Origin of the sequence: Actinoallomurus purpureus (assembly GCF_024055795.1) — a bacterium.
GTDB classification, from domain to species: Bacteria; Actinomycetota; Actinomycetes; order Streptosporangiales; family Streptosporangiaceae; genus Actinoallomurus; species Actinoallomurus purpureus.
In genome coordinates, this window is record NZ_JAMXMY010000001.1 from 928,790 (window position 1) to 945,473 (window position 16,684).

General features: G+C 68.0%; 1 protein-coding gene (only partly in view). It reads right to left on the bottom strand.

Features of this window, described 5'->3' with window-relative positions; genetic code table 11:
- Positions 1-16,683: the 5' portion of a toxin glutamine deamidase domain-containing protein gene (locus NE236_RS04295; RefSeq protein WP_252840452.1), read on the bottom strand. Its footprint begins 11,988 nt before the window's first position; 16,683 of the gene's 28,671 nt are visible here — the first part of the coding sequence; its start codon is at positions 16,681-16,683; its stop codon lies off the left edge, out of view.
- Position 16,684 lies beyond the last annotated feature (1 nt).

Here is a 16,684-nt window from a genome sequence, read left to right on the forward strand (position 1 = left end):
CGGCGCAGGGTTGGGCACGTACCCGCGCGGCTCCCGTGCGCCCGTCGGCGACTTCTCCATGAACAGGGCACCGACGACATGGGCCTCGTCGTCCACGACGTACCGCCACGGCGCGTTGCCCGGTCCCTCGGCCCGCGAGACCAGATGGGAGTTCTCCTCGCCCATCAGGACCCAGGTGACGCCGTCGTACCCGAGTTGCAGCGCGCGCCAGCCGGCCGACCACGGCAGCCCGGTGGGCGCCTGCCCGTCGTGGTACTTCGGGGGCAGGGCGATCTCGATCGGCCCCCGCTCGGCCAGCCACAACAGCTCGTCCACGCCGTGCACACCGCCCGGCGGGTACGGCGCGGGCGGGGTGCTGCCGCCGAACCTGTCCCTGAGCCGCTCGGTGAAGGGGGTCCGGCGGCGCGGCGGCAGCGCGGGCGCCCGCTCGGCCCGGCCGGCGGGCACCTCGAACTCACCAGGTCCCACCAGGCCGGAACCGGTGGGCTTTCCGCCCAAGGCCCGGCGCTCGAACTCCACGGCGTGCTCACGGCCGACGGCCAGCTCCCCGAGGACCGGTTTGGTGACCGTCACGTCGCCTCGGTCGGACCGGAGGGCGACGGTCATGAGGAACTCGGTGCGGTACCGGACCAGCCGGTCCTTACGCATGGTCGCATTCTTGGTCTGACCCTCCACGCCCACGGTGTGTCCGTGACCACGGGCCGAGGAGATCTTCGGCACCTCGACGCTGGGGGTGGCCAGATGCTCACCGATCTCGATGCCCAGTGCCAGACCCGGGGTGACGCTCGCCGAGCTCCCGTGCTCGCCGCCGTCGCGGAACATCACGGTGTCCGCGATGTCGTTGCGGATCAGAACTTCCTGTTCGGTCGTCGTGACATAGCGCACCGTGTGCGGCCGGGCGCTGATCTCCAGGTGCCCGTTGAACGACGACCAGCGGGAAACCTCCTCGCTGATCAGGCCCGACACCCAGCTGTCGGTGAGCCACCACTGGCTGCGGTCCTTCAGCGTCTTCTCGTTCAGGTACTCCTCGGCGATCTCCTGGCGAATCTCGTCCACCGCCTTTTCCGGCAGGCCGAGCTCCTCCAGCGCCGCGGCGAGGGCGTCCAGCACTCCGCCGGGGACCGCCGCGTTGACCGCGTGGTCCAGCCCCTGCAGCACCGACGGCTCGACCACCCGTACGGTCGGGTGCCCGTGCCCGTGCTCGCCGAGCCGCTCCTCCGCGGCCGAGGTTTCGGCGGAGGAGGAGTACACCGTCGGGAACGCCAGCCGCGCCCTGCCGGGCAGCACCAGGTCTTTCTTCGCCTGCCGGTCCACCGTCGCCGCGACCCGGATCCGTGAGGTGAAGGCGTGGGTGGCGTTCGCGATGACCCGGTTCCCCGCCTGCACCTCCATCGCGATGCTGCGCCCGGAGGAGTACTCGCGTTCCACCCCGATCTTCACCGATGGCGACACGTGCGACACACCAGCGTTCAACGCCGCCGACACGAACAGCAACGGCTCCACCCGGCCGCCGACCGCGGTCTGCAGTCGCCGCGATTCGCCCTCGCTGTAGGAGGTGTCGCCGTACTTGCTGAAGTAGGTCTGGTAGCCGGGCTCGTCCGGGCCGGCGATCGGCGGCGCGTATTCCAGTTCCTCGGCGGAGAAGGTGAGCTTCACCCGTACGGCCGGCAGGTCCGGCCGGAGTGGCTCGTCCGCGACGATCAGCGCGCCGTGGAAGAGCAGCCGCTCCCAGTTCCGGGGATCCTCCTCCCCTAGCAGCGCGATGATCTGCGTCCGGACCTTGGTGGCCGTCGCCTTCCGCATGCCCTTGGTGACGTCTTTAAGCCACTCATCCACCCGTACGTTCAGCCCGCCGGCCACGGACTTGCGCGTCACTGCCGCCATCGACGACACACCGCCGTCACCGAACCCGCCCTGACGCACGTACCAGGGCACGGACGGCGTGGAAGCGCCCGGCAGGGACTGCGCCGCATCCGCGCGTACGGCGCCGGGGGACTCAGTGCCGGGGGACGCGACAGGCCCGGTGACGCCTGGCTGGTCTCCAATCGAGGTGACGACGGCGGCGTCGGACTGAGGTGGCATCGGGCGCGGCTCATCCGCTGTCGCGTCGTCGGGCGACGCGGTCTCGGCCGGCGCCTCCGCCGGTGCCTCCGCCGACGCCTCGGCCTGTGCCTCCGCCGGTGTCTCGGCCGGCGTGCCGGCCGGCGTGCCGGGGGGCGGCGAGAAGATCGTTATGAACTGTTCAACGGCGGCGAGGTCGCGCGCGGCGGACCGTACGGTCTGTTCGTTCCACTGCGCGACCTCCTCGTCGTGAGACACCGCCGCCGCCCGTAGGTCCCCGGCCAACCCGGCGGCCCGGTTCTTATGGTTGCCTGCGGTCGCCGGGTCACGGGCGGGATCGAATTTGGTATTCCACAGGTCCTCGAGCCGCCTGTACTCCTCTTCCGAGCTCTGGTTCGCGGCGTCGGCGCCCCTGTCGAGCAGCCGCCCGATCTGTTCGTCGATATCGCGGCGTATCTGCTCCAGCTCCCGCTCCGCGTCGGACAAGAACTTCTCGGCGGCGACGGCGCGGGCCAGCAGGTCCGGCAGCGCGGGGTGCGAAGACGCCAGCCGCGCGCGACGCCCGTCGATCTCCTCCTGCAGCGCCTGATCGAACGTCTGCCGACGGTCCCAGGACGTCCGGTAGATCCGCCCCAGGTCGCGCGCTTCGATGCCGAACAAGTCGACGTCGGGGCGGAGGTGTTCGGGCAGCAGCCCCACCTTTTCCGCCTCGTCGGCATCGAAGGTCAGCGGGACGCCCTCGCGCTCGCGTGCCTCCTCGATGACCGGGTCGAAGGCGTGCACCCGCCCGTCCGGACCAGCCCACCGTTGCGTCTTCTTCCCGTCCGGACCCAGTATGTCCAGCCGCACGTATCCGTCCAGCTCATGCGCGATATCCCGGGCCAGGAACACCGGGTCCAGCGCCAGCACGCCGACCTCCGGCGGGAGCTCGGCGAGGGCGCTCTGGGCGTTGTCCGGGTGCAGCGCGTGGACCCGGTGCACCTCATTGATGATCGCGGTGGTCACCTCCGCGACGCTCGTGAGCGTGCCGGGCATCTTCGGCAGCATGTCTTGATAGCGCTGGTAGGTCGCGAGGGTGCGCGGTGTCTCGATGGTCGGATCGAACTGCCGGGCCTGCGCCAGGTCGGCGGTCATGGTGCGCACGGCCCAGGGCACGACCGCCCGGAAGGCATCATCGGCGGAGGCGGCCGCGTCGTAGGTCAGTACGACCGAACGACCGCCGAGCCGCGGCCGTTCCGTCTGTTCGCGGATCCGCCGTGCGACATCCTGGTACGCGCGGGCGGCGCCCCGGTTCCTCCGTGCCGCCTCCACCAGCAGCGGGGCGAGCTCGAACGACGTGCCATCCTGCTTCGGCCATGCCGCCGGCCGTTCCTTCGCTGCTGTCTGAGCCCGCTCGTCGCGCTGCTTGCGCAGCTCCTCCACCTGCGCCTGGCCCAGCATCGCGTACACGTCACCGGTGACCGGATCGCTTCTGTAGGTGCCCTGGTGGGTCCGCTTATTCCTGGGGTTCCAGAAGTGGTAGCGGTACTTTTCGGCCTCCAACCGGAACTGGCCGCGCAGCCGCACCATGAAGACCGGGCCCTGCTCCTTGCCGTGCTGTTCCCGGCGGTAGTTCTCGGTGCCGGCAGCGCCCTCGCCGGCGGACGTCGTATGGCTCTGCGAGGTCGAACCCTCAAGTGTGTTCGGCGGCGTGTGCGGGTGGGTCGTACCGGAGACCGAGCCGCTCGCCTCCGCGCTCATCCGCCAGTGATCCGATGACGCACCGGCCGTGGTGCCGCTCTGGTGCTTGACGTAACGGCCGATGCCGGTGCCCTTGTCGATCTGCGCGATGACCTCGAGGTCGAACAGGTCACCGGCTAGCCACACCGTGGCCCGGTCGGAGGAGTGCCCGGGCACGAACAGGTTCTCGCCGACCTTGTACCGCTCGCCGCGGATCGCCTTCTGCAGGTGGTTCCGCAGGTGGGTGCGTGACAGCCTGGTCGGCAGCGACAGGTTCGAGCGGGTGACGTCGTCGGCCTTCCGGTCGAAGAGCTCATCCAGCAACTTCATGCCCTCAGGGAGCAGGTCGTCCAGGAGCGTTCCGAGAAGATACGCATTGCCGGGCAGCTCCGGCAGCGGTACGAAGTCGCGCACCGGGTGCGGTCCCCGCATCTGGCCCGCCTCGGAGATGGCGCGCGGTATCTCCAGCTCGAGCGTGCCGGCGTGGGACACGGTCTCCGCGGCGCTGTGGTGCGTCCACCGGTCGAACCAGTTCATGAGCCGGTTGTTCAGCGGCCGGCCGGACATCTTCAGCCGCCGTACGCTGACGGTCAGCGTGTGGCGGAACCGCACCTGGTAGTGCCCGGACCAGTCGTAAATGGTCTGCTCGACGGTCGCCTGCTCGGCACGGTTGATGGAGCGGTGATTGCCCCCGGAGAGCTTTATGTCCGCGGCGCCCGAGCCGGTCGGTGGGGGGTCGGCCGGGTTGTCGTCGGCCCCGCCGGCGCGCCCGATGCTCAGGCTGGGGAACGTGAGCGTTTGAGTGCTGTCCCGCGACCGCGTCTTGGACGCCTGCTCGTAGCCGTGCCCGTAGTTCTCGTTGCCGGTCTTCGACTTGAAGTCATGCACCTCCGGATCGGAGGTGAGCACGTAGGACAGCTCGACCTCCACGACGTCCGTCAGGAACCAGCCGGTCGGGTTGACCAGGTAGAACTTCTGGCCGTTCGGAGACAGGGCGTCCTCCAGCAAACCCTGGTCGCGGCCACGGGCCAGCACCGCCTCAATCGAGTCGATGCCGCCCTGCAGCCGGCCGATCATCCGGCCCTTGCCGTCCCAGACCTCCGGGTCGGCCGCGAGGAGTCCGGGCGCCACCTTGTCGATCTGCTCCTTGACGATCCGGACCGTCGACTTGCCGTTGTCGTAGGTCAGGTCGCGCACGCCGTGGTGTCCCAGGAGCCTCTTCTCCCGATCGGCGCGGGTCAGGTACTCCGGCAGCTCCATGGCGCGGAACGCCGACGCCCGATCCTCCAGATCCAATTCGAACGTGGCGTTGAACTTCTGTCTGGTGCCGGAGTCCACCACGGGCAGCGCGCCGGCGGTGTGCAACGCGGCCAGTTTCTCGGCCAGGCGCCGGAGGTCGGTCCCCGGCTCGTCCACGGACTCGGGTCGCCGCCGTCGCTCGCCGGCCCAGCGGATGAGGATCTTGGCGACCACGTCGCCGCTCAGCGTCAGCGATTCGCCATCGGCTGCCTGCGGCTCATAGGTCTTCGCCCAACGGCCCAGCGCGTCGTCGAGCTGGGCGTCGGAGACCGGCAGGACACCGTCCGCATACTGAGTCAGCGCCTCCGGCTCCGAAAGGAGGTACATCATGAGGCGGTCCGAGACTTGCCGCTTCGCGTACTTCTCCGAACGCGGCATCAGCTTGACGTCCTGCAGCTTGGATTTCTTGATCCGCCGACCGATGGCGGTGAGGTCCATCGTGGTCCGGTACAGGTACGCGCGGTTGAAATCGAGCTGAATCAGCTCTGTGCCGCCGGTGCTCGTCTGAGTACGCGACCGGTTCCAGCCCCAGTGCCGGCTGATGTCGAGACCGCCGGTCAGAGAGGCGGGCCCGGCCGACTCGCCGAACGCCAAGTTGGCCGCGTCGAAGGTGAAGCCGGACGAACTGGAGTCGGTCGTGGACGCCTGGCCCAGCCAGAGCTTGATCAGGCCAAGGACGAATTGGTCCTTCGTGGCGTCGACGAACGTCGACTCGCCCATCGTGCCGCTGATGTCCAGCGCCGCCAGGGTGTCGCGCCAGAACCCGGGCTCGAAGAACTGGTCGGTGGTGAACTCGCGGTTCAGGATCTCCTTCAGGTGCGCCCGTAGCTCGATCGTGCCGCCGACCGAATCCAGCCTCTGGTCCTCCGTACCGGCCGGGCCGATCAGCCCCTTGAACGCCGCTCCTGCCGCCGCGCGCATGTCGGTGAAGTCCGCGAAGTAAGGGACAGCTTGGTCGAGCACACTGGTCGGTGTCGGCCCGTCGGACGTCGGGCCGGGCTCGGTCTCCGTGCCGAGCGGCAACAGACGCGCCAGGGCGGTCTGCCCGGTGACCTGGATCGGCTCGGGGTCGCGCCTGCCGGGTCTGATGTCACCCTGGAGACCGGAGTGCTGGAACTCGACGGTCACCTCGTAGTCGCTGGTCAGGTTCCACTCGTCGACGACGCCCGGGTACTCGAGCAGCTCGGGGCGGTTGCTGAGGAAGTTGATCGCCTCGGTGGCGCCGACGGTCCGCTGCAGCTCCAGGCCCATCAAGCCGTTCCTGAACCATTGCAAGAACGCCTTCCATTTGAACCCGATCCCCACCCTGCGGTTGCCGCCGGTCGACTGCCCGGCGGTGTCCATGCCCATCGCCAGGTTGACCGTGTGGAACTGATCGGTGGTGCCGAGGAACTTCGGTTCGGCACCGTCCGTCGGCCGCGCCCTGACCGTGACCTTCGCGGAGTCGACGTCGAGGTCCATGCCCGCGAAGCCCCGCCGCCGGCGCAGCGTGAAGACCATCCCGTCCTGGTGGATCTGGTCGTAAAACGCGTCGAAGCCGCGCTGGGAGATCATCTTCTCCAGCAACAGCAGGTTGTCGAGCTGGCTGTCCAGGTCGTTGCCGTGCTCCCACCACGACCGGCCGGCGAACTCATCAGGCCCGTCCGGAGGCAGGAATTCGCGTTCGCGCAGGAGTGGTACGAGCCTGTCCCCGATCTCCTTGATCGTCGACTCCGGCACCGTGACCAGACCCATGCCGACGCCTCGGCCGGCCGCCAGCTGCGGCGGAGGCGTCTTGTCCTCCGGGTCACCCTCCCGGCGCCCCGTGCCGCGCACCAGTTCCGGCTCGTACTTCACCGTCTCCTGCTCGCCCGGAGGGACCTTCAGTGCCTCCTTGTCCACCGGGAAGCCGTGCTCGAACGCCTCCGGCTCCGGCAGCCGCAGCAGCGCCCGTCCTTCCACGGCCTCCTTGGTCTCGAGCAGATCCGGCCTGTCCCTCAAACCGCCGCGGACCTTGGTGACGGCCTTGTAGGAGAACCGCGCTTCGTAGGCCGTGGTCTGGCCGGTGAACCGCGGCACCACCACCCACAAGCCGGTACGGCCTGCCGAGATCCCATCCGTGTTCGACCACGTCTCCGAAAGGGAGACACTGGGCCCGAGCTTGAGATCCTCGGGCAGCGGGATCGGCAAGTTGAAATCGAGGAAGCCGGTCAGGCCGCTGTTGTGGCCCAGTGTGTGGCTGCCGCTCATGCCGTCGATCCCGGTCCGCACATTCTCCAGATGCGCCTTGTCGCTGGTCGCCCCGGTTCGCAGGCTGCTGGACTCCAGCCGCTCGGCGTGCACCTCCACCACGGCCACCGGGCGTCCGCGTCGCGTTCCGATCCCCGGCCACTTACTCCACTCGTGCAGGTCGAACCGGTAGCCGTGTTCCTTGTCGTTGACCGCCCGGTCCAGGTGGGCATTCAGGTTCCACAGCTTCTGCATCAGCTCTTCGCGGATGACGGAGCCGACTGCCAGCTCTACGCCCTGCTCCTGCAACTGGGCGACGATCCGGTCGAACAGCTCGGGCAGATTCGTCAGCCCCGACGCGAAGTAGGTCGCCGGAAGCCGGTCCGTCTTCACCCCGTCACCGGTCGCGGTCACCTGCTTCGGCGCCTCGCGGAGGTAGTGTTCGGGAATCCACAGCAGCAACCTCTCCGAACTCTCGTTCTGGACAGGGTGCGATTGGATGTCCGCCCATTTCTGGCTCTTGTCCGCCCGAACCTTGAACGACCAGTTGGCGGAGAGGGAGACCAGGGTCGCGTCGACCCGGTTGTCCTCAACGTGGCCGCCCTCGGCGTCGATGGCGTGCGTGCCGCTCCGATCGGACCGGTTGGCCACGCCCGACGCGGTCATTCCCAGGTTGATCGGGAGGGGCGGGACGGCGACCTTCACCGTCGCCGAGGCGCGGGTCGCGCTGGTCGTCCCGGAATGTGTGTCGTTATGCGTGCCGGTGAGGTAGGTCGCGTTCACGCCGTCGTTCCCCACGGTCGGCGGCGTCGTGGACGAACCCGTCGTATCGGCCACGCTGTACCGCTCGCCGGGAGTCAGCGAGACGAGCAGTTCCACCTGCCCGAGCTGGACGAGCAGCCCGCTGTCGCCGGCCCCCTCAGGCCCGGCCAGCAGGTACGGGTAGTTGCTCAGGAGGCGATGCGGCAGGCCGGTCCAGACGTCTTCGTCTCGCGGCACCTCTTTACCGGTCTTGCGAACCGCGTCCCGGAGATCACGGATCAGTTCGTGGAGGTGCGGCAGACCCACCCTGGGTATCCCGATGGACAGCATCACCGGGTCGGGGGCCGGCGTCGCGATCGACGTGGCCTCGGCCGGTGCCGCCGCATCCTCCGGGGACGGTGGCGGACCGGCCGCCGCGTCCGGCCTCGACACCACCGGAAGCTCGGGGTAGATGGCCTTGCCCTCCGGAAGATCCGGCAGGTACAAACGGAACCAGTCGTCCGTGGTCCGTTGCGCCCTGTCGGCTCCGGCGGGCCGGGCCGGGCGTAGAATCCCGGTCTCCCGGTCGAACCGCACGTCGTACGGGGTGGCCACCACCGGCACGCCGAGCCGCTTCGCCAGTGACCCGGCCAGAACGTCGGCGTTCGGCATCCACAGGATCAGCGCTTGGTCCGGCGCCTTCAACTTGATGGCCTCGGCCAGGACGTCCTCGGAAACCTCCCGGTCGCCGTCCACGACCTTGCCATCGCGTACCGAGCCGAACACGATCACCGATTGCTCTGGCGGGTCGAGCCGGTTCCACGTCTCGTCGGAGTCGAACGAGGGCGCGTCGTCCGAAGCCCCGGGCAGCCAGATCGCCACCGGCCGGCTCGCCGAGCCGCCCACTCCGACCCGGATCGCCTTCTGCAGGTTCGTGATGTCCTCGACCTGCGGTCGCTCCTCGGCCTCGCCCGGGATGGCCCCGGTACGGTACAGCTCGTCGAGGTCCCCGGTAACCGTGTCCACGACCTCGGGATCACGTTCCCGAGCCTCCTGGTCGGCCCACCGGACTTTCTTCTCCTGTACGGGCTTGGCCGAGCCTTCGTCGGGGGCCACGGCGCTGCTCGGCCCGCCGCCGCCCCCGATCTCGCGGGGATCCACGGGCGGGCGGGAGCCGCCCGGCGGCATGCCGCCCGTCCGGCGAGGGATATCCAGCCAGTCGGCCAACTCCTCCGACAGCTTACGGGCCGCCGCATGCGCCCGGTCCTTGTCTCCGGTGCCCCTGAACGTGCTGTACAACCGCTCGGCGACGGCGTAGAGGACGCCGTCCTGGAGCTCCGGCTGCACCGCCGTCTTGTCGACCGACGGCAGCCGTTGATGCCACGCGATGGCCTGCCCAGCGGCACTCAGCAAGTCCTCGTAGTTCCACAGCGCGTCGCCATCCTCACGGACAGCCTCGACGATCTGCTTCGCGCCCTCGAACGCGAACTCCAGCAGCGCGGGCCGGTCCTTCCCACGCAGGTCCTCCAGCTCCATGCGCGCGCCCTGGACCGCCAAGCGCATGAGCTCGGCGTCGATCGCCGCACGGGCAGCGACCTCCGCGAACACCGGCGCCTCTTCGGCCGAGGTGTACGCGGCGACCAGGCTCGCGGCCTCCGCCGGCGCGTCTTCCGGGCCAAGGCCACGTGCGTGGATCTCACGCAGCCCGTCCCCGAACACCACGAGATCCAGCGGCCTGACCCCGGTTCGTTCGCTGAGCCGCCCCATGTCGATGAGGCTCATCCCGAGCGATCTCGCCGCCGCACGCAATGCCGACAGCTCGTCCCGCAGCCGCCGTACGTCGCCGTCTTCCGTCCCCTCCTCCTCGATCGGCGGTAGATGCGGACGCGTGAGCGAGATGGAAACGGTACGGAATTCCTTGGCCGTAGCGCCCGCCATCCAGGCCGTCGCGGCGAATGTCCCGAGGTCCCCGCCGAAGATCGAATCGTTCTCCCTGTACTCCTCGAAGATGCGCCGCGCCTCGGGCACCGGGTCCAAGCCGCCCTCGCGCGCTCGCGAGTAGACCGCGCGCAGATCCGGGCCGAACATCCCGATGTGATCCAGCTCCACCCGTGATTCGGAGATCATCCGCGCTAGGTCGCTCACGCTCATCTGCCCCAGCGACGCCGCGACCCGCCCCAACCGCGACAACTCGGCACGGACCACCTCACGGGCGTCGGGCATCCCCCGCAGTTCGACCAGCGTCGGCGTCTGCCGTTCCGCGACGTCGAACGAGGTGAGGACCGCGCGCAAGTCCGGAGCGGTTACGCCCAAGTTCGCGGCCATCGCGGAGAAATTCCGGATCTCGCCGAGACTTTCGCGAGCCTCCGAGTAGTCATCGAACACGCGCTGGACCGCGTCCCGCCAGTCGAAGCCGTCCTCCGCCGCTGCCGCGCGCTTAACACTGATCGTGTGCAGCTCCGGCTCGAAGACCCGGATGTGATTTAGCGCCACCCCGGATATGGAGATCACCCACGCGAGGTCGCCCACGCTCATCTGCCCCAGCGACGCCGCGACCCGCCCCAACCGCGACAGCTCGGCACGGACCACCTCGCCAGCGTCGGCCATCCCCCGCAGATCGACCAGCGTCGGCCCACGCTGATCCGCAACCGTGTACGACGCGAGGACCGCGAGAAGCTCCTCGGTCTCGACGCCGGCATGGTCGGCCACCGACTTGAACCCCTGCAGATCGAGCGCGAAGTCCAGCAGGTCGTACGTGACGACCCCGCGCAGGTCCCACAGGTCCCAGCCTTCAAGCGCCGCCGTTACCTCCACCAGCCCGCGCATGAGGTCGGCGTCGATCCCCAAGCCGGCGGCGATCTCCGCGAACTCCGCGGCGTCCCCATCCGACGCATACTCGGCGATCACGCTCTCCGCCTGCGCGGCGTCCGGCGTAAGACCCCCGGCGAATCTCTTAGTCAGCTCATACGCGAAAACGTCGAGATGCCGCAGGTCGATCCCGGTTCGTTCACTGACCCACGCCACATCGGTGAGGCTTATCGGCGCAAGCCGTTCCGCCGCCCTGCGCAGTGCCGACAAATCGTCCCGGGGCGAACGACCAGGACGTCCCGCGATGAGGACCGCACGGTACTCCTCCGCGCTTGCGTCCGCGTCCGCCGCCAACTCTGCGAATTGAATGAAGTCCCCGCTGAACCACGAAACGGCGTCCAGGTAGTGCGCGAGCATGATCACGGTCGCTCGCACCGGGTCGAAGTCGCCGTTGCGCTCCTGAGACCAGATCGCACGCAGTTCCTGGCCGAACACCCCGATATGGTCCAGCGGCACCCCGGAGTCGCGAACCACCCGCAGCACGTCGTCCGCAGTCATCGGTTTTAGCGAAGCGACGGTCGACCGCCACCCGGACACCAGCTCGTGAAGGTCGGGTGGGGCCATGTCGCGCAGTTGCTGCAGCCTCGATGACCTTTGCACGTTGCTCGAGTCGAGCAACGTGAAAAGGTCATCGGCGTTCAGCTGCGCGCGAACCGCAACCGTGACGAAGTCCCGGAGATTGAGCGGGAAATCATCCTTGAAGGCTCGCTTGAGCAAGTCCCGCGCCGGGTCGCCGTCCGCGGCGGCGTAGGCGTAGATTTCCCGCACGTCGCGGGCGAAAATCCGAAGATTCTCGGGCTCGATACCGATATGCGCATGGATCCATGCGACGTCATGGACCGGCATGTGCGGGAACCCAGCTGCCACCTCCCGCAACCTGGCGAGCGTTCCGTCACGCAGATGCTCCAGTTCATTCTGCTGCATCTGCGTCAGATCCGACAGCCGCAGGCGTTCGTCGTGGAATGCCGTGACCAGCAAGGCCGACAGGTCCTCGGCCGTCAGGGCAGCCCTGACGGCCAGCGACACGATCTCCGGGAATTCTTTGCTCTTGTATCTACCCTCCGGGCCCCACACTCTGAGCCGCGAGACGATACGTCGCTCGTCCCCCTTCTCTGCCGCCCCGTCCACCTTGGCGAGCCGGTCGCCGAAGACCCACAGATCGCGCGGATCGATGTGAAGAGCACTGGCGACCCGGCTCGCCTTGTCCTCGGTCATCGGCGGGAGTTCGCGGGCCACCTCCTGGATCTCGGCCTCCGACACGGGCGGCCGCTCCCGCAGGCCGACCAGGCGCCGTGCCCGGTTCGTGGCCCACCGCTCCCGGGCGTCGTAGTCGCCGGCGGGGAGCGACAGCACCTCCGTGACCTGCTCGACGACGCCATCGAACCAGGTGACCTCCACCTTTCCGAGAGGCGGCGGGTCCCCGTGTGCGGACTCCGGCAACGCACGCAGCCTGCCCGGCATCTGCCGATGCACGATCTCGGAGGCCCGTTCCGCAGGGCTCCGGCGCACGCTCTCGAAGTGGAGTTGGAGGATTTCGTCGACCCAGAGGAAGACGTCCTCGGGCTGCATCCGCCGCAGATCACTGACCGTGTATCTCGTCTGTGTCTGATCCAGCTGTGCCTGATCCTCCAGCGCCCGGCGCAGGTTCGCCGCGGGGAGCCCGGCCTGGGTGGCGACCGTCACGAAGTCCGCCATCTGGTCGGCCGGGGCGTACCTGCGCGCGAGAGCCCGGACGTTCGCGAGCCGGTCCCCGTGCCGGCGAGTGCCCGACGGCGAGTAGATCTCGCGCAGCTCCTCATCGAACAGGACCAGGTGGCGCGGGTCGATTTGGAACGCGCGGCTCGCCTCGTAGACGTCCTGCGCGGTCATCGGCGCGATCCGGGCGGCGATCTCCTCCAGATCGTCCGGAACCCGGCCGATCAGCTCGACCAGTTCCGCGAGTTGACCCGCGTCGACCGGCCGGAGGCTGTTGCGCACCGCCTCGAAACGCGCCGGATCGAACCAGGAGTACCGCAGCAATCGCAGCGCCTGGCTCTCCGTCACATCGAAGCGTTCCGCCACCGCCAGAACCAGCTCTGCCGGCACGGCGTCCGGATATTCCGGCGGCGGTTCAAGGACGTAAGGGGGCAGCAGCGTCGCCTCGCGCCCAGCGAGCGTCCCCGCGACGTAATAACGTCTACCCTCGTCGAAATAATGTCCATCGTCGCCGATAACAACGAGTGGAACGACATCCGCGTCATGCCCCGACCAACCGGCCGGATAACGAGAGCGAACCTGCCACACATCAATCGGGACACCGAAGATAACCGAGAACAGCTCCGGAATATCTTCATTCGCCTCATTCCAGTACGGCTTCGCATGACGAACATCATCGATATACTCCCGCACCGCACGGACGTCGGCCCGGCGCCCGTCCAAGGGCGGCAGGAACTGCGCAATGATCGGCTTATCGCCCGGCTCGGGAATCGCGCGCTCGAAACTGGTCTGCAGGAGATCCGCCATATGACCACGGACGCCCTCGACCGTCGGCTCGCCCCCCAGGACGTCACGAACCCGCTGCTTCACCGCCGCAGGCGCCTGATCGCCCAGAAGGGTCTGGAAGAAGCCGTCGGTCTTCGGCGGCCTCGTCGAGAAGCCGAAGTGCTCCAACGCGGCCAAGAAATACGGCCACATCAGACGGCTCACATGCGCGTCCAGCTCACTCTGCTCCTCAGAAGTGAGCACATCCACCGCACGCGAAGCCCGAGCCCGCAGCTGCTCCCGCTCCGCCCGGACGAACTCCTCCACCCGATTCAGATACGCCTGCGGATAGTCGAACCGGTAATCACCATCGATAAAGCCGGCGGCGCCATCCGTGCTCCCCCCGTGAGCCGTGGGGTGCGCCTCAGCACCGGCCGCGTGGGCGGATCCGCCGGCACCTGACGTGCTCGGCCCCGCGCTCGAAGCCGCGCTCGAAGCCGGCGCGCCGCCCCGCATCTTCTCCGGCGGGCGGCCGCGGGCGATCTGGTGAGCGATGGCGTAGGCCCTCGCGGGCATGGTGGCGGGGTACGGCACATTCCACGCCTCCAGCGCCCCGACCGCCGCGGTGACGACATCCGCATGGACGGTGCCGCCGGTCCAGCCCAGCGTCTCCCGCTCCTTTTGCAGCGTGTGGTTGACCCAGGCCAACAGGTCGGCGGCGTTTGCGTTGGCGGCCGAAGCCCCGGTGGAGGACCCGGCCACCGCAGCCGGGACGGTACGTGCCTGCTGGGACCCCCCACCGGCCGACGATGTGACGTCCCCGAGTCGGTCGATCGTGCGCCAGAGGATCCGCAGTGCGGGCGAATCGTCCGGAATGGCCAGCTCGGTACGGTCGACCAGTTCCGCCAGCATCCCGGCGATGGGGCCGGCATGCTCGCGCGGATCATCGAGATATCGATCGAGTCGTTCCAGGAGCTGGATGGAGATGCGTTCCGTGATGACGGGTTCGCCGGGAATATAGTGCAGTACCTGGTCCGCGGCCTGGATCTCATCGAGCGCGCGCAACGTGGCGCGCACTTCCCGATTCGCGGTCGTGCTCAGCCTCTCCGCCATTTGCTGCAGACGGGAGATCCTTGTTGGATCATTATGCGCCGATTGCCGGAATGCGAGAGCCGACCGATAATTCCAATTAACCAGCGATGTCAGGGCACTGAAGACGACAGCTACATTCTCAATCGTGTCGGTACGCGCGTAGTGATGCCGTAGTTCCAGCAGCACCAATGGCGCATCCAGTCGACCCTGATCGGTGTCGAGCTCGGAGAAATGGGTGTCGACGCCAAGGGCTTTGTCCTGGTCGATTATCTGGCCCGGCTCCGGCAGCAGGGCATTGTCGAGATAGTCACCGAGGGTGGCATCGCTCTCATCGAGCAGATCACGCCGATCCCAGACGTCGTCGGCCAGCAGCGGCTTTTCGCCTCGCGCCGCGCGAAGCATGGCCGCCCGAATCTCCTCCGCGTCGTCACGCAGGAAGTTCTGGATCGAATCCGGCAGCGCCCGTCGCCATGCCGCCACGTCGGTGCGCAGGGCGATGGCGGTACGGTTCTTGATCAGTCCCGGTTCGTCGGGGCCTGGCGGAAGGAGCGCCGCGATCTGCGTGTACACCACGGCCAGGAAGAACCGGAGCATGGAGGTGTCACGGCCATCCAGCAGATCAATGGTGTGCGGCGAATATTCCGCGCCGAGGTACCGGGCGACCATCTCACCGGCGAACCGGATGCCATCCGAGATCCGCCTCTTCGATATCGGCTGCGACTCGTGATTCCGGGCATACTTTAGAAAGGCCGTTCCATTCTCGAGAGCAACCCCGACAGTGTAATGCATAAAAAGGTAATCAGACTCATCCTCCCGTATGTCGGGGAAAAGGATTGCGTCTTCGGCATCGCTCGAGTAGATGAACTCTTCTCCCGGAAATACCGCCTCAATAGGGGTCCCATCTTCAGATATGCCTCGCATCTGAGTCAGATAATAAGCGACACTAGCAAAGGCTCTCTGGGAATTCGCCCTGTTGTCCTCTCCGGGCAACACGCCCATCGGGGAGGTGACGATCTCCAGGACCGGCCACCGGGTTCGCCGCTCCGACGCCAAGACCTTGCCGGCACTAATAAGGTTTTCCTCGTACCTGTAGAATGTGTCATCCGTTGCCCTATACGCGCTGTGCGTGTCAAGGACGATCTTGAACGTGCCGTCGCGCGCGGTGATCTCAAAGTTCTTCTTGTTCGCGCCGTCACGGAGGTAGACGACTGGCGGGGTTTCCATCTCGAAGCCGATCGCACCGCCCTCGCCGACTGGGAGCGGCATGCCGGCGATGTGGTAGGCAGCCCATCGCGCTCGCGCCCGTGGGTCGCCGGGCAGCCCCCTTTCTGCCTTCAGCTCCTGCAGAGCCGCCCGGACGTCATCCTTGCCGACCTCCTTGCCCGACCGCCCGAGCTCGTCACGCAGCCACTTCTTGGTGTCCTCCACGAGAAACTCACTCGGCTCCACGCCTTCGCGTTCTGCGGCAGCGGAGACAACGTTGTCTTCCTCGTTGCCGAAAAGTGAGGACGCCGGCCGGGTCGCCGTGGCCTGGGGCGGTGCCTCGGCAGGAGTCCGCTCCGGCTCGTCCGGCATCGTGCCGTCACGATTGATGGTCAGGGCGCGGGCGTCACCGGTGAGGGCGGGCATCCCGCTCCCCGGCCGATCCGCGTCGTCCGGAACGGTGGTGACCCTCGATTCCTCGCTCGTGCCGCGGGGATCGAAGAACCGCACGCCCGCGGTGGTGCCGACGAGGGCGATGTGGGTACGGCCACCGTCGAGGGCGACGACGGTCACGCCCCCTTTCGGCACCTGGCCGATCAACGCGTTCCAGGAGGTCGCCTTCGGCCATCGGGTGAGCGGCAGGGTCAGGTACTCGGGGGCTTCGCCGGATCCGATCGCCGTCTCACCGGCGAGCCCGACCAGCTTCTCGACGAGGCTCCAGACCACCTTGTCGTCCGGCGCCTTCCCGCCGGACCCCGCGGCCGACACGACCTTGTCGACCAGCTGACGGAGTCGAGCGGGCGACAGCCCGTCCAGAACAGAGCCCTTGCCGAACCACTGGGTCGCGCCGGGAAGCGTGGCGGTCGACGAGGACCCGTCGCCCCCGGAAACCGTCAGACGCGGCGGTTCTCCCGCCGCCGCGCCCTGACCCTGCGTGTAATGCGATGCGGACGAGGCCTCGACGAGCATGACCTGCACGCAGGAGGCGTCTTCCGCCGTCCCGCTATGGCTCGACTTCCGCCAGCCCGGCATG